The sequence below is a fragment of the Haliea sp. genome (assembly GCF_040221975.1).
Classification (GTDB): domain Bacteria; phylum Pseudomonadota; class Gammaproteobacteria; order Pseudomonadales; family Halieaceae; genus Haliea.
The window spans coordinates 114,932-132,232 of the sequence record NZ_JAVJWR010000017.1 but is presented as its reverse complement, the minus strand read 5'-3'; the positions used below and the strand labels follow the sequence as shown (position 1 = coordinate 132,232).

At 64.0% G+C, this 17,301-nt stretch carries 20 protein-coding genes; 10 read left to right on the top strand and 10 right to left on the bottom strand.

Features of this window, described 5'->3' with window-relative positions; translation table 11 throughout:
• Positions 1-56 precede the first annotated feature (56 nt).
• On the top strand, positions 57-818 hold the full coding sequence (locus RLO07_RS06885; protein ID WP_462291400.1) for an SDR family oxidoreductase: 762 nt from the start codon (positions 57-59) through the stop codon (positions 816-818).
• Here RLO07_RS06885 and RLO07_RS06880 read toward each other — a convergent pair whose 3' ends face one another.
• From RLO07_RS06880 to RLO07_RS06860, 5 genes are all read right to left on the bottom strand, one after another.
• A complete protein-coding gene (locus RLO07_RS06880) occupies positions 819-1,415 on the bottom strand; it encodes a PqiC family protein (protein ID WP_462291399.1) in 597 nt (198 codons plus the stop codon).
• Complete coding sequence (locus RLO07_RS06875) at positions 1,412-2,383, bottom strand: MlaD family protein (RefSeq protein WP_462291398.1); 972 nt, start codon at positions 2,381-2,383, stop codon at positions 1,412-1,414. Before RLO07_RS06875 ends, RLO07_RS06880 begins: the two co-directional genes overlap by 4 nt.
• On the bottom strand, positions 2,376-3,161 hold the full coding sequence (locus tag RLO07_RS06870) for an ABC transporter ATP-binding protein (RefSeq protein ID WP_462291397.1): 786 nt from the start codon (positions 3,159-3,161) through the stop codon (positions 2,376-2,378). The genes RLO07_RS06875 and RLO07_RS06870 overlap by 8 nt, the downstream gene beginning before the upstream one ends.
• A complete protein-coding gene (locus tag RLO07_RS06865) occupies positions 3,161-4,294 on the bottom strand; it encodes an ABC transporter permease (protein ID WP_462291396.1) in 1,134 nt (377 codons plus the stop codon). The genes RLO07_RS06870 and RLO07_RS06865 overlap by 1 nt, the downstream gene beginning before the upstream one ends.
• A gap of 65 nt (positions 4,295-4,359) precedes the next feature.
• The gene (locus tag RLO07_RS06860; protein WP_462291395.1) at positions 4,360-4,881 is read right to left on the bottom strand and encodes a DUF3806 domain-containing protein; all 522 of its coding nucleotides are present in this window, start codon (positions 4,879-4,881) and stop codon (positions 4,360-4,362) included.
• A gap of 166 nt (positions 4,882-5,047) precedes the next feature.
• Between RLO07_RS06860 and dapA the strand changes: the two genes are divergently transcribed.
• The 3 genes from dapA to RLO07_RS06845 are packed head-to-tail and all read left to right on the top strand — an operon-like array spanning position 5,048 to position 7,784.
• Positions 5,048-5,920, top strand: a complete 873-nt coding sequence (gene dapA, locus RLO07_RS06855) for a 4-hydroxy-tetrahydrodipicolinate synthase (protein ID WP_462291394.1) — start codon at positions 5,048-5,050, stop codon at positions 5,918-5,920.
• Positions 5,920-6,981: an outer membrane protein assembly factor BamC gene (bamC, locus tag RLO07_RS06850; RefSeq protein ID WP_462291393.1), complete on the top strand. Its 1,062-nt coding sequence runs from the start codon at positions 5,920-5,922 to the stop codon at positions 6,979-6,981. The genes dapA and bamC overlap by 1 nt, the downstream gene beginning before the upstream one ends.
• Before the next feature lie 11 nt (positions 6,982-6,992).
• Positions 6,993-7,784, top strand: a complete 792-nt coding sequence (locus RLO07_RS06845) for an MBL fold metallo-hydrolase (protein ID WP_462291392.1) — start codon at positions 6,993-6,995, stop codon at positions 7,782-7,784.
• Here the strand turns inward: RLO07_RS06845 and RLO07_RS06840 are convergent.
• On the bottom strand, positions 7,749-8,243 hold the full coding sequence (locus RLO07_RS06840) for a hypothetical protein (protein ID WP_462291391.1): 495 nt from the start codon (positions 8,241-8,243) through the stop codon (positions 7,749-7,751). The two genes, RLO07_RS06845 and RLO07_RS06840, sit on opposite strands and share 36 nt — an antisense overlap.
• Positions 8,244-8,355: 112 nt before the next feature.
• Here RLO07_RS06840 and RLO07_RS06835 point away from each other — a divergent pair, with 112 nt between their 5' ends.
• The 3 genes from RLO07_RS06835 to RLO07_RS06825 are packed head-to-tail and all read left to right on the top strand — an operon-like array spanning position 8,356 to position 11,407.
• A complete protein-coding gene (locus RLO07_RS06835) occupies positions 8,356-9,666 on the top strand; it encodes a hypothetical protein (RefSeq protein ID WP_462291390.1) in 1,311 nt (436 codons plus the stop codon).
• 4 nt (positions 9,667-9,670) lie between these two features.
• On the top strand, positions 9,671-10,573 hold the full coding sequence (locus RLO07_RS06830) for a hypothetical protein (RefSeq protein ID WP_462291389.1): 903 nt from the start codon (positions 9,671-9,673) through the stop codon (positions 10,571-10,573).
• Between the two features lie 45 nt (positions 10,574-10,618).
• Positions 10,619-11,407, top strand: coding sequence for a class I SAM-dependent methyltransferase (locus RLO07_RS06825; RefSeq protein WP_462291388.1), 789 nt, complete (start codon positions 10,619-10,621; stop codon positions 11,405-11,407).
• A 12-nt stretch (positions 11,408-11,419) separates the two neighbouring features.
• On the opposite strand, the gene RLO07_RS06820 is transcribed toward RLO07_RS06825, so the two are convergent.
• A complete protein-coding gene (locus RLO07_RS06820; protein ID WP_462291387.1) occupies positions 11,420-12,196 on the bottom strand; it encodes an SDR family NAD(P)-dependent oxidoreductase in 777 nt (258 codons plus the stop codon).
• Positions 12,197-12,296: 100 nt separating this feature from the next.
• On the opposite strand from RLO07_RS06820, the gene RLO07_RS06815 reads away from it, so the two are divergent.
• Positions 12,297-13,052, top strand: a complete 756-nt coding sequence (locus tag RLO07_RS06815; RefSeq protein ID WP_462291386.1) for an SDR family NAD(P)-dependent oxidoreductase — start codon at positions 12,297-12,299, stop codon at positions 13,050-13,052.
• On the opposite strand, the gene dapE is transcribed toward RLO07_RS06815, so the two are convergent.
• The 3 genes from dapE to RLO07_RS06800 are packed head-to-tail and all read right to left on the bottom strand — an operon-like array spanning position 13,041 to position 15,605.
• Entirely contained in the window at positions 13,041-14,171 is a 1,131-nt protein-coding gene (gene dapE / locus RLO07_RS06810; RefSeq protein ID WP_462291385.1) for a succinyl-diaminopimelate desuccinylase, read from the bottom strand. The two genes, RLO07_RS06815 and dapE, sit on opposite strands and share 12 nt — an antisense overlap.
• 17 nt (positions 14,172-14,188) lie before the next feature.
• Positions 14,189-15,208, bottom strand: a complete 1,020-nt coding sequence (dapD, locus tag RLO07_RS06805; protein WP_462291384.1) for a 2,3,4,5-tetrahydropyridine-2,6-dicarboxylate N-succinyltransferase — start codon at positions 15,206-15,208, stop codon at positions 14,189-14,191.
• A 40-nt stretch (positions 15,209-15,248) separates the two neighbouring features.
• Entirely contained in the window at positions 15,249-15,605 is a 357-nt protein-coding gene (locus RLO07_RS06800) for an ArsC family reductase (RefSeq protein WP_462291383.1), read from the bottom strand.
• A 457-nt stretch (positions 15,606-16,062) separates the two neighbouring features.
• On the opposite strand from RLO07_RS06800, the gene RLO07_RS06795 reads away from it, so the two are divergent.
• Both RLO07_RS06795 and RLO07_RS06790 read left to right on the top strand, forming a co-directional pair.
• Positions 16,063-16,356 carry a BrnT family toxin gene (locus RLO07_RS06795; RefSeq protein ID WP_462291382.1) on the top strand — a complete coding sequence of 98 codons (294 nt, stop codon included), beginning with the start codon at positions 16,063-16,065 and terminating at the stop codon, positions 16,354-16,356.
• The gene (locus tag RLO07_RS06790; protein WP_462291381.1) at positions 16,349-16,624 is read left to right on the top strand and encodes a BrnA antitoxin family protein; all 276 of its coding nucleotides are present in this window, start codon (positions 16,349-16,351) and stop codon (positions 16,622-16,624) included. The genes RLO07_RS06795 and RLO07_RS06790 overlap by 8 nt, the downstream gene beginning before the upstream one ends.
• Positions 16,625-17,301 lie beyond the last annotated feature (677 nt).

Genomic DNA, 17,301 nt, shown 5'->3' with positions numbered 1-17,301 from the left:
CTGCGCCCCGGGCTGGGCGAGAATAGCCTCCCACGACCAGACGAGGACCAACCAGCATGAAATTGTATGCAATGACCGGCGGTGCCACCGGCATCGGCGCCGCCCTCCGTGCGCAGTTGCAGCGGGCCGGGGACCAGGTAATCTCCATTGATATCAAGGAGGGCGACATCATCGCCGACCTGTCGATCAGCAGTGGCCGCGACGCGGCCCTGGCGGCAGTGCGGGAACGCGCGGCCGATGGCCTGGACGGCTTTATCGCCTGTGCTGGCCTGCCACCGGTCGCCCCCTCGCGCACCATCGCTGCGGTGAACTACTTCGGTGCGGTCGACCTGGCCACTGGCCTGCAGGACCTGCTGGGCAAGCGCCGGGGCACGGTATTGCTGGTAAGTTCCAACTCCGCGCCCATGACCCAGACCTCGCATCCCCTGGTACAGGCTTTTCTCGCCGGGGATGAGGCGGCGGCGCTGGCTGTGGCTGAAGGCGAACACGGGCAGACGGTCTACTCCGGTTCCAAATGCGCGCTGGTGCTGTGGATGCGCCGCAACGTGGTGGCCTGGGCGAAGGCCGGTGTGCGCGTCAACGCGGTTGCGCCCGGCATCACCCTGACTCCGCTGGCAGACCAGGTGTTCAAGGATCCCGAACTCGGCGACCTGATGCGCCAATTCGGCGCCAGCGTACCGTGGGGGGAGGCGGCGCAGCCAGACCAGATCGCCAACGTCATGCGCTTCATGTTGAGCGATGAAGCTGATTTTGTCTGCGGCTCGGTGTTCTTTGTCGACGGCGGCTCCGACGCCATGCTGCGCAGCGACGGCTTCTGATCAGCTGTCGCCGCTCGCCTCGGCAGCGCGAATGACCGTCGCAATCTCCGTACTGAGCGCCTGCAGCAGCCTGCTGTAGGCGCCGGCAGCATCCGCTGCCTGCCACCCGGGGCCAGGCAGTGGCTGCGACAGGCGGCTGATGCGCCGTTCCAGCGTGCCGGTCTCGCCCTGGCGTGACACCCGCCATTCCACCACCAGTTCCGCCGCCTGGTCGGCTGCATCCAGCGACAGCACCCAGAGCTGCACGGCATAGGCGGGCGCATCTGTCCGTTGCCAGGGATGGGGCCGGATATTCTGGGTGCCCAGCTCCGCCGCCAGATTCAGCCCCAGCACGCGCTGGATCCCGTCGGCGAGTGGCTCTGCCCAGCGTTCGAAGCTGGCGATATGCAGCTGGTTGCTGCCGCGACTGTAGACCAGGCTGTTGCGATTCAGGTATTCCGGAATCTCGATCGGACCGATACCGAGCGAGGGCGACTGGCCGCCGGCGACTGCCTGGGACTCGGCGCTGAGCAGGTAGAAATTGTGCTGCGGCGAGCTGCCACAGGCCACCAGCAATAGCGCCGCGGCAATACCGCAGAACAGGCGAATCGGAGTCATGGCATGTCCTCGCTTTTGCCCCGGAGCAGCGATTCCGGCTGCTCCTCGATGGTTTTGGCCAGCAGCTGCAGCGCCCGCCCGGCCAGCGCCAGCTCACGCAGGGCCTGATTGAGCTGGTAGGTTGTGGCGGAGTCTGGCGCCACCAGACCGTCGATTTCGGTCATGGTTCTCTCAAAGGCGGCCGCCGCGTCCTGCAGGGTGGCCAGGTTCTGGTCGAGCATGGTATTGAGCGCGGGCAAGGCATCGCTGGCCTGATTGACCAGCCTGTCGGTGCTCGCCAGTACCTGTTCCAGGCCCGGACTCGCGCCGGCCACGGCCGCCTGCAGCTCCGCGGTCAGGGCCTGCATGCCGGCCAGGGTCTTGCCCAGTTCCTGCGGCAGCTGGCGGAACTCTTCCTGGCCGATGAACTGGTCAATGCTGGCGGCGATGCTCTGCACGTCCGCGGCTATCTGGGCGATATCCAGCGACTCGATCTGGCGGGTGAATTTTTCCAGGCCGGTGGGAATGGTGGGAATCTGGGTGTACTCGCTATCGATCTGGGCCAGCAGGACCGGCGTCTCCGGGTGGAAGTCCAGCTGCACGTAGAGCAGGCCTGTAAGCAGGCTCTGCAGGTTGAGCTGGGCGCGCAGGCCGCGGCCAATGAGGTCGTCGATCATTTCCTCCGAAGCGCGGCGGGTACTCTGCACATTGGCGCTGGACACGTCGGCCTCCACCAGCATGATCAGGTTGGCGGTGTCGCTGTCGAGAATCAGGTTGATCCCGGTTACCTGGCCGATCTCCACCCCGCGCAGCGCCACCGGGGCGCCGACGCTCAAGCCCTTGACTGAACTGTCGAATACCATCACTACCCGGGTGCGCTCGGCGCCTACGCCGGAACCGAGCACAAACAGCAGCGTTGCCAGCGCAATCAGCAGCGCACCGATAATGAAGCCGCCTATGGCGACGCTGTGCGGGTGTTCGTCATTCACTGTCCTGATCCTCCCCTGCGGCAGCGCTGCGGGCCAGGAATTGGCGCACGACGGGCTGCTCGCTGCGGTCGCGCAGCTGCCGCGGATCACCATAGTCAATCATGGTGCGACTGCTGGCGTCCAGATAGACGCTGTTGGTGGCAATGGCGAAAATACTTTCCAGCTCGTGCGTCACCATGACCACGGTGGCGCCGATGGACTCTTTCAACTGCAGGATCAGGTCGTCCAGCAGCCGTGAGCTGATCGGATCCAGCCCTGCCGAGGGCTCGTCAAAAAACAGGATTTGCGGGTCCAGGGCAATGGCCCGGGCCAGCGCCGCGCGCTTGCGCATGCCGCCGCTGATCTCCGCGGGATAATAGCGCTGGAACCCGCCCAGGCCCACCAGTGATAGCTTGTAGTCAACCACATCGGCGACCTGCGTCGCCGTATAGTCGGTATAGAGTTGCAACGGCAGGCTGACGTTCTGCTCCAGGGTCATGGCACTGAACAGGCCGCCGGACTGATAGGTGATCCCCCAGCCGCGACGCATCATGTCACGCTCGACGTTGCTGGCGCGGGTGAAATTCTCGCCGTCATAGAGTATTTCACCGGCAGCGGGTTCTATCAGTCCCAGCATATGCTTGAGCAGGGTGCTCTTGCCGCAGCCGCTGCCGCCCATGATGACAAAAATGTCGCCGCGGTAAATTGCAAAGTCGAGGTCGCGCTGGATGACATTGCTGCCGAACGCCATTGTCAGGTTGCGGACTTCGATATGGACTTCGCGTGCGCTGTCGCTCATTACACGCCCAGGTGCTGGAACAGGATATTGATCGCCGCGTCGGCCACGATCAGGTAGACCAGGGAGGTGACCACGGCCTCTGTGGCTGCCTGGCCGACGCCGGCTGAATCGCGCCCGGACTGCATCCCGGAACGACAGCCGGCAATGGCAATCAGGATCGCAAACACCACGCTTTTCAGCATGCCGACGCCGATATGAGCCAGGCTGACGGCGGCACTGGCCTGGCTGGCGTATTGCAGCAGGGAGATGCCCATGCCGCCGGCCACGATGCCGCCGCCGAGGATGCCGAGGAGGTTGGCATAGATGGTCAGCAGCGGCATCATCACCACCAGCGCAAGAATCCGCGGGGTAACCAGGAACTCGACGGGGGAGATCCCCATGGTGCGCACGGCGTCGATTTCCTCGCTGGCCTGCATGGTGCCCAGCTGCGCCGCGTAGGCCGCCCCCGTGCGCCCCGCCATGACGATGGCGGTCATCAGTACGCCCATTTCCCGCAGCAGGCCGATGGTTACCAGGTCCGCGACATAGATGCCGGCGCCGAACTGCTGTAGCTGCACGGCACCCAGGTAGCCGAGGATCATGCCTACCAGAATGCTGGTGAGACTGATGATGGCGAAGGCATCCGGGCCCGCCTGATAGCAGAAGTGGCGGAAATCCGTGAACCGGGTATTGGCCCGGCCCCGCAGCAGTGCCCAGAGGGCCAGGCAGACATCGCCAAAAAATGCCAGTGACAGACGCAGATCATCAAGCAGATCGCGGAGCACTGCCAGCGGGTGCCCTCCCTGCCACCAGCGCTTGCTGGCAGCCTGCTCGGGGCGCCGGGGCGGTACGGAGGTGGCAATGCTCAGCAGGCGTCGGGCATTGTCCGGCAGATCGGCGTCCAGGAGTTCAATGTCCTGCTCCCGGCAGTAGTTGTGGCACTGCAACAGAAAGGCCATGAGCAGTGAATCCCACTGGCCCAGCTCGTTACAGACCAGGGTCAGTTGCCGCGGCACAGCGGCATTGAGTTGCGCTCGCAGTTCGGGGAAGGGTGGCACCTCGGCACCCTGGGTCCAGTCGCCACGGAGATGCAGTACCGTCTGGCGCGCAGCGTCGTCGCGCCGCAGTTCCAGGCCGGCAGCTTGCTCGCTCATGCAGTGTCAGGTCCAGGGCAGATGAAGCATCAGTTTACGCGTCACCCCTGGCATTTGCCAGCCGGCTACTGGAAGGGCAAGGGGGTGCGATGGGGGGTGATCGCGTCCACGGCCCTCTGGTATATCTCCCGCACCGGGGTTCGGTTTGCGACCTCCTGGCGGCGGGAAATCATGGTCATGGGGAACAGGTAGTTATCCGTTTCCCGGTAGCGCAGGGCCCGGTTGCGCCCCTGCTTGTCCTCATAAATGACCCAGTGCATGCCCAGTTCGTCTGCCAGCAGGTCTCCCAGAATCTTCCCCATGGCCTGCAACTCGCGAGTCTGGTTCGGGCGCACCAGGCCGCTGTCAAGCAGCCGTTGCAGCAACTCCAGATCCCTGTCCTTCTGGCCAATGAAGCCCTGGCCGAAGTGGCGGCGCGCAATGTCGTCAATGCTGGTGTGCTGCCGGGTCATGTACTGGCGGTCCAGGGCAGACAGGTCGCTGATCCACACCCGGTCCTGCGCCGACACGGGGGCGGCCAGGAGAATCAGCATTGGCAGCAACAGGTAGCAGGTCGCGTGGCCCGGCATCCGCTGGATGTGTCTCATGATATACTCCGTCACCGTCTCAGAGGCTTGAGACTGCCTTTCCGGGCAGCAGTTCATTTTAGCGCAATCCGGTTGTTATCCTCGCCCCGGCATGGATAATTGCCCTCTTTATTTCCCGGCGCCTCTGGCCAGGCCACCGAGCAGCGGACATTTCTGGAGATTTTCAATGATTACCGGCAGTATCGTCGCTCTCGTGACGCCCATGCATGCGGATGGCAGCCTCGACTGGGAGAGCCTGGAGCGGCTGCTCGACATGCACATCACTGCTGGCACCAGTGCCATTGGAGCAGTGGGCACCACGGGTGAGAGTGCAACCCTGAGCGTGCCTGAACATCTTGAGGTGATCAAATATTGTGTCAAGTACGTGAACGGGCGCATTCCCGTTATCGCGGGCACCGGCGCCAATTCCACCCGCGAGGCGATCGAGCTCACTACATCGGCTGCTCGCAATGGCGCCGATGCCTGCCTGCTGGTAACGCCGTACTACAACCGGCCCACCCAGCGTGGCCTCTACGAGCATTTCAAGGCGATTGCCGCGGCGGTGTCCATTCCGCAGATTCTCTATAATGTCCCCGGCCGCACCGCGGTCGACATGGACAACGACACCGTGGTCCGGCTGGCGGAGCTGGATAACATCATCGGCATCAAGGATGCGACCGGGGACCTGTCCCGGGTACCGGACTTCAAGGCTCGCTGTCCCGCTGAATTTGCCATTTATTCCGGTGACGACCCGACCGCGATGGAGTTGATCCTCGCCGGTGGTCACGGCAATGTGTCGGTGACTGCCAACATCGCTCCCCGGCAGCTGGCAGAACTGTGCCGGCTGGCGCTGGCGGGTGACCGCCAGCAGGCAAGCCTGATCAACGACCGGCTCTCGGGCTTGAACCGGGCACTTTTTCTCGAGGCCAACCCCATTCCGGTCAAGTGGGCCATGTGGGAGCGCGGCTTGATCGAGTCGGGCATTCGGTTACCCTTGACCCCACTGGATGAGCGCTACCATGCGCAGGTCCTGGCAGCTTTGGAGGCAGCAGGAATTTAATGACAGAACGTATCGGGGTTTTCATGCGCGCGCTTGTGGCCGCTACACTGGTGCTCAGCGCCAGCGGCTGCAGTTATTTATTCGGGGAGGAGGGCATGTTTCCGGACACCTCCGAGGATTACAAGCGGGCGCGGGAGCAGGCGCCTATCCAGCTGCCCGAAGGCAAGGACGACTCCGCGCTGCAGGAAATCTACCCGATCCCGCCAGTGCGTGACAACCTGATCCTGGACGGTGAATTCGAGGTGCCGAGACCCACTCCGCTGGTGGCCGGTGCCGGGGAAGATGTGGTTCGTATCCAGTCTCTTGGTGACGAGAGCTGGGCGTTGATTGCGATCGCTCCGGGACAGCTGTGGCCACAGGTCCGCAGCTTTCTCGCCGCGGCGGGTATTCCGGTGGCGAGAGTGGATGCCCAGGCCGGTATCATTGACAGCGACTGGCTGGAGCTGGAGGGACAGGCAATGGCCTCCCGCTTCCGTTTCCGGATCGAGCAGGGGGTCCAGCGCGGCAGCAGTGAACTGCATGTACTGCAGATGGACCAGGCCGGGGATGGCGTTACCTGGCCGTCCCTGTCGGACAACATCGCCCAGGAGGGCGAGATGCTGCGCGCGGTCGCCCAGTTCATAGCCAACAGCGCCGATTCCGCGCCGGTCTCCATGATTGCAGACCGCGCCATGAGTGCCGAGGGCAAGATCTCGCTCGAGGAGGCGGATGCCGGCTACACCTTTATCCGGGTGGGGCTGCCGTTCACCCGTGCCTGGGCCGCTCTGGCCAAGGCCCTGGAAGATTCGCGCTTTGAGATCACCGACCGCGATCGCAGCGAGGGTACCTACTTCGTTCGCTACCTCGGGGAACAGGCCGAGGAAGAGCAGGGCTGGTTCTCGCGGCTGTTCTCGGGAAGCGATGACGATACGCTGGCCAATCGCGAGTTTCTGGTCACCGTGGCGGCCGAGGGTGAGCGGGCAGTCACCGTGCGCCTGGCACCGCTTGACGACGCTGCCGGGCCGCTGGAGAAGCGGGACGAACAGGAGCTGCTGGCCCTGCTCAAAGGCAACATTAACTGAGGCCGGCGCCCGTGTTGCGCTTTGCCTCCCTTGGCAGTGGCAGCAAGGGTAACGCCACAGTGGTGGCTGCGGGCGACAGCATCGTGCTGATTGACTGCGGGTTTTCGCTGCGCGAGACGCGGCGCCGGCTGGCCCTGCTGGGGCTGGAGGCGGAGCAGTTGAGCGCTATCCTCGTCACCCATGAACACAGTGATCACAGCGCCGGGGTCAGCCGTCTGGCTCGCCAGGTCAATGTTCCCGTTTACCTGACCCAGGGCACCTGGAACAGCGGTCGCCTGCAGGGCTGTCCCGAGGTTGTCCGGTTCAATTGCGATCACCGCTTCCACATCGGCCAGCTTGAGGTCGAGGCAGTGGCGGTCCCGCACGATGCCCGTGAGCCGTGCCAGTTCCGCCTGCGGCACGGCGGTCGCAGCCTCGGGGTGCTGACTGATCTGGGCAGTGTGACCAGCCATGTGGTGGAGCGCTTCCGGGGCTGCGATGCGCTGGTGCTGGAGTTCAACCACGATCTGGAGATGCTGCGTCGCGGCGGCTACCCGCCTGCACTGAAACGGCGGGTCGCGGGCGACTGGGGTCACCTCAACAACGACCAGGCAGCCGCGCTGCTGCAGCAGCTGGGTACCGAAAAGCTGCAACATCTGGTACTGGCGCATATCAGTGAAAACAACAATTGCCCGCAACGGGCGGCGCTTGCGCTGGCTTCGGTTTACGGCCCTCTGGATGAGCGCGTGGTATTTGCCGCCCAGGACCGGGGTTTCGACTGGCTGGGGTTACCTGCAGTGGCGGGGCAGGGTCAGCCGCTGTAGTGACTGCAACTGTCCCGGGCCCGGACAGCGCAAACCGCCGTTGCCTTTCAGGCTGAGGATCGCCAGTTCAGGCAATCGATACAGAGGGCTGGCATCCTCGATCCGGTTGTCGTCCAGCACCAGTGTGCGCAGCTCCAGCAGAACCCGCAGCTCTCCGATATCGGCAATGGCATTACCCGCCAGGTCTACCCGGCTCAGGCTGGAGAAGTGTCCCAGGCCTTCGAGACTCCTCACGTTGGCGCCGCTGCACTCGAGCTCCTGCAACTGCCCGACGCTGCTGACCCTGTTGTCGTTGATGGTGCGCGTCACGCAGTCGCGCAGGCCCGGATCGACGATCCGGAAATCGGTCAGCAGTGGGCGCGGGCTGTAGACTACCCGTTCATTGACACTGACGTCGTATTGCTGGCAAGCGCCGAGCCCGACTATGGCCGCAAGTCCCATGAGCAAACGGTAGATCATTAGAGTGGCCTCTCTCAGGGTCCTGGTACGGGTGCGGGCCGACAACACATGGCTTCCACCTCTGCCGCGCTCTATAATGCTACCGGCAAAGGCGGACAAAAACGAGTGTGGAATGGCTACTTCCGGAGAAACGCCGGGTACCGGGTCCGATGGTGGCGTCGAAAATACCATCAGCATCGTCCAGCGCGGCAACCTGAAATCGCTGGAGGCATCGCTGCGCAGGCAGTGGCGTCTGGGCCAGAATATCGTGCTTTGCTGGAGTGCTGACGAGCGCGGCCTGCTGGTGATCTTTGTGCCCCATTATTTCCTCGGCAACTACTGTGCCCGGGTGGGTGATGTCGCCGGCTCCGACAATGAGGCATTCGTCCGCGAACTCATCTCCGGCCGTCGGCGCAAGCAGCGGGATGAGCTCTTTGCCATAGCCGAGCGGCTGGATGTGGCGCCGGGATTCATCAAACTTGAAGCGCCGCTGGCGGATGAGACGCCGGTCATGAATGCCGTGGAGCAGCTGATCAAGCGCTACGGTCTCAGTTATGTCAGCGACCGGGCCGTGCTGCTGTTTGACATTGCCGAGTTTTCCCTGTTCACGCCCTTCGAGCAGGCGAGCCAACTCAACAGCCTGTCTTATTCGTTCAATTCCGCCTATAACAAGCTGCTGTCCAAGGGCATTGAAATTCACTTTTCGCGGACTACGACCGGTGACGGTTATTATGTCTGGAATAGACAGCTGGGCCCGGCCGCGAACCGGGATTTGTTTATCTTCATGCTGCTGGTGGTGGCGGATAACGCGGTTGCACGCGCTGCGTCCCACGGCAACACCGTGCCGGTGATCCGCACGGCTTTCCATATCGGCAGTCACTACGAGCTGTATCAGGCAGAGGGCGTCAATCCCACGGTCCACAGCTACATTGTTGGGGACGTTACTATCGAACTGGCACGGATGGTGGGTGAGGCCCTGCCCGACCAGATGCTTGTCGGGCACTTTGAGTGCCGCCTGCCGGCAGACGCCGACCATGTGACGCAAATGCCGGGGACAGTGTTCTCCCCGGTTTTCATTCAGCATTGCAGTCGCACACTGGCTGCGATCGAGGGCGTACAATTTGCCGGCAAGGTGATTGCCGATACCCGCTGTTACCTCAGTGGCTCCTCTGACCCGGGAGAGCGCCGTGCGGCGCGTCGCTTCGTGATCGTCGACAAGCATGGCCTGTCTCGCCACGCCTACAACCTGGAAGCGACGATACAGCTGCAGGACACGACGCTTGCGCTGGGGCTGGATGAAAGCGCCCTGCCCACGGCACCGCGCCGGCAGCCGAAGCTTGCCGCCAGTCGGGAGCAGGGCGAGCAAGTCCTGGAGCAACAGGGTGAAGAACTGGCCACCTTGTTGCAACGTCGTCGTTTCGACTCAGGTATTAGCGAGGAGTAGGCCCTTGCAGGGAATGACTGCGAGCACCCGGAGGGATGTTGCCGATATCGTGAGCCTGGGCGATGCCGCGGCTGTCATGGCTGAGGTGCACTCGATACTGGCACGCTGCTGGCCCGATGCCGATTGGCAGCCACTGGATCCGCTTGGGGCGCTGTTCCGGCAACTCTACGAAGGGCGGCACCCCGACTACCGTGGCTGCGAAGTTGGCTATCACAATGCGGAACATGTTCTGGATGTGACCCTGGCGATGGCGCGACTGCTGGCGGGGAGGGAGCTGCGCTGGGGCCACACCTGGAGCCTGGGCCCCGACTTCGCGCTGGCCGGTATCGCCTGTGCACTGTTGCATGATTCGGGTTACCTGCGGCGGCGGGCGGACAACCGCCACGGCACTGGGGGTGCCTATACCCGGACCCACGTTGCCCGCGGGGCTGCCCTGATTGCTGCGCAGTTGCCGGCCGCCGGACTGGAGTCACTGGCGCCCCTGTGTACCCGCCTGATTCATTTCACCAACTGCACTCGCAGCCCGGCAACGGTGCGCGTGGCCAGTGGCGCCGAAAGGCAACTCGGTGGGCTGTTGGGTACCGCCGACCTGCTGGCCCAGCTTGCTGCTCCGGACTATCTGGAGAAGTGCCGGCAAGAGCTGTACGACGAGTTCGAGGCCAGCGGCTTTGCTGGCAAGGATGGTTGTGCCTATACCCACGGTCTCGTCTACCTGTCCCGGGATGACCTCATGCGCCGCACCCCGGACTTTATCCACCGGGTGGCGGGGCCACGGATAGAGCGCGATTTTGCCGGTGCCTACCACTATGCCAGTGTCTGGTTCGGCGGCCGCAACCACTATCTTGATGCCATTGTTGCCAACAGCGAGCGCCTGGATGCCATGTTGTCCCGGGCACGGAGTGCCTGACCCGGCCTGCCCTGCGCTCCGTCACTGTCGCTGGCGGCCGCAGCCATGATCGGCGTACAGGCGACTGTGGTCACCGCCAGCACGGCGGCAGAGGCACTCGCTGCCGCCCTTGCGCTGCCGCTGTTGGCACCCGGTGAGGCGGTGGACGAAAACCGTTTCGTGGCCCTGTTGCTGGTCTCTCCCGACACCGTGGCCCTGCGCGCGCCGGGTCGCTCTGCGCCAAACCCGGTTGTGGTTGATTTCGGCGCTGCCGCCATGCGTCACCGGCGCCGTGGTGGGCAGAATGAGCTGCTGGGTCGCGCCGTGGGCGTTGGCAGGAAGAGCCCGCTGCGGGTGCTTGATGCGACAGCCGGGTTGGGCCGGGACAGCTTTGTGCTGGCGGACCTGGGGTGTGAGGTCACCCTGGCGGAGCGGGAGCCGGTGGTGGCGGCGCTATTGCGCTCGGGGCTGGTCGGGGCGCAGCGATCCGGCGATGCCTGGCTGCGCGAGGTTGTCGGGCGGATGACGCTTGCCGAGGGCGAAGCTCGTCACCTGGGCGCCGCCGCCCTGCTGCGGCAGGATGTCATCTACCTAGATCCGATGTTTCCGCCGCGGGATAAATCGGCGGCAGTGAAAAAAGAGATGGCCCTGTTCCAGGCCCTGTTCAGTCGCCCCGGGGCCGCTGAGGATGCCGATGCCCTGCTGGGCTGGGCCCTGCAGGCGCCAGTGGCCCGGGTGGTGGTGAAGCGACCGCTTAAAGCGGCCCCTCTGGCTGGTCGTGCACCCTCCCACGCCATCCGCGGCAAGGCCGTGCGCCACGATGTCTATGTGCTGTCGGCACTCGGCGCAAACTGAACTGTAATCCGTTCAATGCCGGGAGGCCACCCGGAACAGGCGTCGGGTAAGGAGGGACTGGAACAGCGGGTCCACCCAGCGGTACAGGCGCCCGGAAAGATAGACCGGTTTCCCCTTCTCCACCCCTCGCAGTCCTTCCCGGACCACGACGTCGGCGTCATACCAGAGGAACCCGGGCATCGCGTCCTTCATGTCCTGCAGGCCCGCAGTACTGTGGAAATCCGTGTGCGTGTAACCGGGGCAGAGGGCACAAACCTTGACGCCACTGCCGTGCAGGGTCACGGCGAGATCCTCCGAGAGGGCGATCAGGTAGGCTTTGCTGGGGCCGTAGTTGCAGCCGCCCGAGCGGGGAATGCGGCCTGCCACCGAGGCAACATTGATGACCCGGCCAAAACCCCGTTCCCGCATGGGGGGAATGAACAGGTGGCAGAGCTCGGCGACCGCCAGCATCATCAACTGGAAGAACGCCTGGTGTTCGCCCCAGTCCCGGTCGGTGAGCAGATCGGAGCCGGCCACCCCGGCATTGTTCACCAGGAAATCGACCGTGATCTCCCTGGCAGCGAGGGCGTCGAACAGGGTCCGGGGCGCGGCGGGATCGGCCAGGTCGGCAGTTTCAATCTGCACATCGCAGCCGTACTGCTGGCGCAGGTCTGCAGCCAGTGCGTCCAGCTTGTCGCGACGCCGTGCCACCAGGACCAGGTTGTAGCCGTCCGCCGCCAGCTGGCGCGCGAACTCGGCGCCGAGTCCGGCGGAAGCACCGGTAACCAGTGCGGTGCGCTTGCGCGTCATGCCGTTTCTCCCCAAGATATCGTTTACCGAAGGCGCATGGTACGACACCCGTCGACGCCTGTCTGCGCCAGCCCTGAACAACTGCAAGGAACACGATGTCATGAGCGATACCCGGCACATTGCCCTGGTTACCGGCGCCTCCGCGGGACTGGGGGCGGAGTACTGTCGTCAGCTGGCGCAAAGCTGTGGCACCATTATAGCGGTGGCGCGCCGGGCCGATCGGCTGCAGGCGCTGCAGGCAGAGCTGGCCGGCAGCACCCGGCTGGTGCCGGTGGTCGCTGACCTGGCCACGGTGGAAGGCGTGACGCGCACCGTGGAAGCCCTGCGCCAGCAGGGGCCGGTGGATATCCTGATCAACAATGCCGGCTTCTCAACCTTTGGGGATTTCGGACGCAGCGTGCTGGAAGATGAATTGCAGGTGGTGCGCCTGCAGATTGACGCCACGCTGGAACTGGTGCGGGCCGCGGTGCCCTTCATGCGTGAACGCGGCGGCGGCCAGATTGTGAACGTGGCCTCTATTGGCGCATTCCTGAACATGAAGCAGACCGCGGTATACGGCGGCTGCAAGGCCTTCATGGTCTCCTTCTCGCAGGCGCTGCAGGCCGAAGTCGCGGCGGATAACATCCGGGTACAGTGCCTCTGTCCGGGCCTTACCCGCACTGAAATCCACGACACGACCTATTTCGAGGGTTTTGACAAGACCCGCATGCCGCCGGAGTTGTGGATGGATGCGGCGCCGGTAGTGGCCGCCAGCCTGGCGGCGCTGGCGCAGGACCAGGTCGTCGTCGTCCCCGGCAGCGTCAATCTGGAGATGGTGCGGGGCGGGCTGCAGCAGCAGCTGCAATCACTGCAGTAGCAGACGCTGCAGAATGCCGCGATAGAGTTCCGCGAGGCGCGGCAGGTCGGCGGCGCGCACGCATTCATTGCGCTTGTGAATGGTGGCGTTTACCGGGCCCAGTTCCAGCACCTGGGCCCCGGTGGGAGCGATGAAGCGCCCGTCCGAGGTGCCGCCGGCGGTGGACAGCTGGGTCTCGAGCCCGGTGCAGTCGCGAATGGTTTCGACCGCGGCGCTGACCAGGTCTCCGCTGGCAGTCAGGAACGGCTCGCCACTGAGCTGCCAGTCGATGCTGTAATCCAGCTTGTGGGCGTCCAGTATCGCTTCGGTACGGCGGCGCAGCTCTGTCGCCGTCACCTCGGTCGAGAAGCGGAAATTGAACATCACTGCCAGCTCGCCGGGGATGACGTTGGTCGCGCCGGTGCCGCTGTTGATATTGGATAGCTGCAGCGAGGTGGCCGGGAAGAAGACGTTGCCCAGGTCCCAGACCTGGCAGGTAAGCGCATGCAGCGCCGGCAGCGCCCGGTGAATGGGATTGTCGGCAAGTTGTGGATAGGCGATGTGGCCCTGCACCCCGCGGACGGTCAACAGGGCGCCGAGGGAACCGCGACGTCCGTTCTTGACCACATCTCCAAGCTGTTCATTGCTGGAGGGCTCCCCCACCAGACACCAGTCAATCTGTTCTCCCTGCTGCTGCAGGTGCGCTACCACCTTGATCGTGCCGTCGTGGGCCGGACCTTCCTCATCGGCAGTGATCAGGAAGCCGATACGGCCGGGGTGATCCGGGTGAGCGGCGACGAAATCCTCGCAGGCGATGATCATTGCCGCCAGGCTGCCCTTCATGTCGGCCGCGCCGCGGCCGTAGAGCAGGCCGTCGCGCAGTTCCGGATTGAAGGGCGCCGAGTCCCAGGCCGACTCCGGCCCGGTGGGAACCACGTCGGTATGGCCGGCGAAAACCAGTAGCGGACCGCTGTTGCCGCGCACCGCCCAGAAGTTCTTTACCTCGCCAAACTGCAGCGGCGTGCAGGCGAAGCCGATCGCCTCCAGGCGCGCCATCATCAGCTCCTGACAACCGGCATCGTCCGGCGTTACGGAGGGGCGCCGGATCAGGTCGCAGGTCAGCTCCAGTGTCCGTTCCACGTGTGTGCTCCCGGTGGTCAGTTGTGGGCGTGCAGTTCGGCGTTCAGCTCGATGGCGGAGCGGTTGGTCAGGCATTCCACCGAGCCGTTGGTGGAGTTGCGCCGGAACAGCAGCCCCGACTTGCCGGCCAGCTCTCGCGCTTTCACCGTCTCTACCGGCAGACCCTCGCTGTCGAGCAGTACCACCTTGGTACCGGCGGTAACGAACAGGCCCGCTTCCACCGTGCAGCGGTCACCCAAGGGTATGCCGATGCCGGCGTTGGCACCGATCAGGCACTCCTTGCCGACCGAGATGATGATGTTGCCCCCGCCGGACAGGGTGCCCATGGTCGAGCAGCCACCGCCGAGGTCCGAGCCACTGCCCACCGTGACCCCCGCGGAAATCCGCCCCTCGATCATGCCCGGACCCTCGGTACCGGCATTAAAGTTGACGAAGCCTTCGTGCATGATGGTAGTACCGGCACCGAGATAGGCGCCCAGGCGGACCCGGGCAGTGTGGGCGATGCGCACGCCGCCCGGGACCACGTAGTTGGTCATCTTGGGAAACTTGTCGACACAGCTGACTTCCAGGGTGTCGCCACGCAGGCGGGCGGCGAGCTGGCGCGCCGGCAACTCGCCGATATCGATGGCGCCCTCGCTGGTCCAGGCGACATTGGGCAGAATGCCGAACAGCCCCTGCAGGTTGGTGCCGTGGGGCTTCACCAGCCGGTGGGACAGCAGGTGCAGCTTGAGGTAGGCCTCGGGTACCGTGATTGGCGCTACATCTTCACGCAGCAATACCGCCACCACCGGGGCATCGCTGCCGGCGAGCTGTGCGGCCAACTGCGCCTGGCGGGTCTCATCCACCGCCGTCAGTTCTGCCTCCAGGGCGAGCAGCTGCTCGCGGTCGAGCGGCGTGCGATTGTCACCGGCGCCGGCTGCATTGACCAGGGCGGCGGGCGGATTCAGCACTGGCTCGGCAAAGAAGACTTCCAGCCATTCGCCCTCGCTGTTGTGGGTGCCCAGGCCCAGGCCGAAGGCAAATGCAGTTGTGCTCATGTCGATTGTATCCTGGCTGCCCCGCTGTCGCGGGTGTGAATCAAAGGGTGTGGCGCTGGAATAGCGCACCCCAGGTTTTTTCCGAGAACCCGCAGTGACGCTCGTGGCCGATGTCCAGCAGCGGGCGCTTGATCAGCGTGGGGTGCTGCAGAATCGCCGCGAGCGCTGCCTTGTCATCCATGGCCTCGCGGGTGGACGCTGGCAATGCCTTCCAGCTGGTGCTGCGCTTGTTGACCAGGGTGTCCCAGCCCAGTTCGGCGAGCCAGCCCCTTACCTGCTCTGCGCTGACGCCATCCTCCCGCAGATCGTGAAAGCGGTACTCCACTTCGTGCAGTTCCAGCCAGCGGCGCGCTTTCTTCACCGTGTCGCAGTTGCTGATGCCGTAGAGGGTGATCATGCGGGCCTCGTTCCTGGCGGGTTTTTGGGGGACGCAAGGATAACAAAAAATGCGGGTGCTGACAGGCACTTCGGCTGCAGCGTCGCTCTGTGCCCTTAGTTCGCGAGGCGGCCTGACGGACGCTGCGTCGCTCCAGTGCCTCCGTTCTCGTGGCGGCCTGACGGACTGCGCGTCCCGGCGCTGTGTCGCTCCGGTCCCTTCGTTCACTCGGCAGCCTCACGGCTGCTGCGTCGCTCCGGCACGGGAAGATCCTTTTGCTCCACTGCGGGCGCATGCGCCCGGAATGGAGTATCGGAGTCCGCGTCTCCCGGAGCGACGCAGCGTCCGTCAGGCCGCCCCGCGAACGAAGCGATCCAGAATGACCCTCGCGCGCCGCTGCTGCCGCAAGGTGCAGGCTCCATCGCCAGTACACAGTCAGTGCACTTGCCGATATTGTATATGCTGGTAATATACAGAGATGATCGATTGGCGGAAAGTCACCGGGTTTCAGTGGGACGCCGGCAACGCGCGAAAAAGTGTTGCCAAGCATTACGTTACCCAGGCAGAGGCCGAACAGATCTTTTTCAATCAGCCCTTGCTCGTCGTGGAAGATGTGAAACACAGTCAACAGGAATCCCGGTTGCATGCGCTGGGTCGCACCGACGATGATCGACGGCTTCACGTTACTTTTACCCTGCGCGAGTCTGGAAGCCTGATACGCGTAATCTCGGCTCGAGATATGCACCGGAAAGAGAGGGCCTTTTATGGGTAGACTGAAGAAAACACCTGTGTTCAATACAGAAGCCGAAGAGCGTGAGTTCTGGGAAAGCCATGACTCCAGCGATTACGTCGATTGGAACAAGACACAGACGGTGGTACTTCCTCATTTGAAACCATCAACCAGGACAATTTCCTTGCGGCTGCCCGAAGGCCTTCTGGAGCGAATCAAGATTGAAGCCAATAAACGTGATATGCCCTATCAGTCTCTGATCAAGGCGTGGCTTGCTGATGATGTGGAAGAGAGTCAACGGCAGCGCTGAGTCCTTATGCTTTTTTTTCCGCAGCTGGCCTGAGGGCCGCTGCGTCGCTCCAGTTCCCTTCGTTCACTTGGCAGCCTGACGGACTGCGCGTCCCGGCGCAGCGTCGCTCCGTGTTACCTTCGTTCCAGTGGCAGCCTGACGGCTGCTGCGTCGCTCCGGCACGGGAAGCTCCTTTTGCTTCACTACGGGCGCATGCGGCGCGCGTTCCCTCAATAATCTTGCGTTGCCGTCTGGCCGCGCACCTTGTGAGCCGTGCTGGCACTCGGCATGGCTGCGGCAGTTCTGGATCTGGCCTGTTCCCACTTTCAGGGCTGCAGGTTGGCAGCCACTAAGTGGAGGGCGGCGGGCGCACCGACGCCCTCCGAGCCCGCAAAAGGACACTTCCGCCCCGGATCAACGCGGCGGGCAGGCTGGAGCCACGGTACGTTGTCAGTGCTGCGGTGAACGTGGGCGGGCTTCAAGCTGCAATGCCTCGCTTGGGCAATCGAGAGTCGAAGTCACGAGCGATGGCCCCTGCACCCCGCGTTGATTCGGGGGGCGGGGGCTGCGAGACGGACTTGGAGGGCGTCGGTGCGCCCGCTCAATCGTCTTAGTGGCTGCCAGCCCCCAGCCCTGAAAGTGGGAACAGGTCAACTCAACTGGCACCGACGCCATGGCAAGTGCCAGTCCCGCTCACA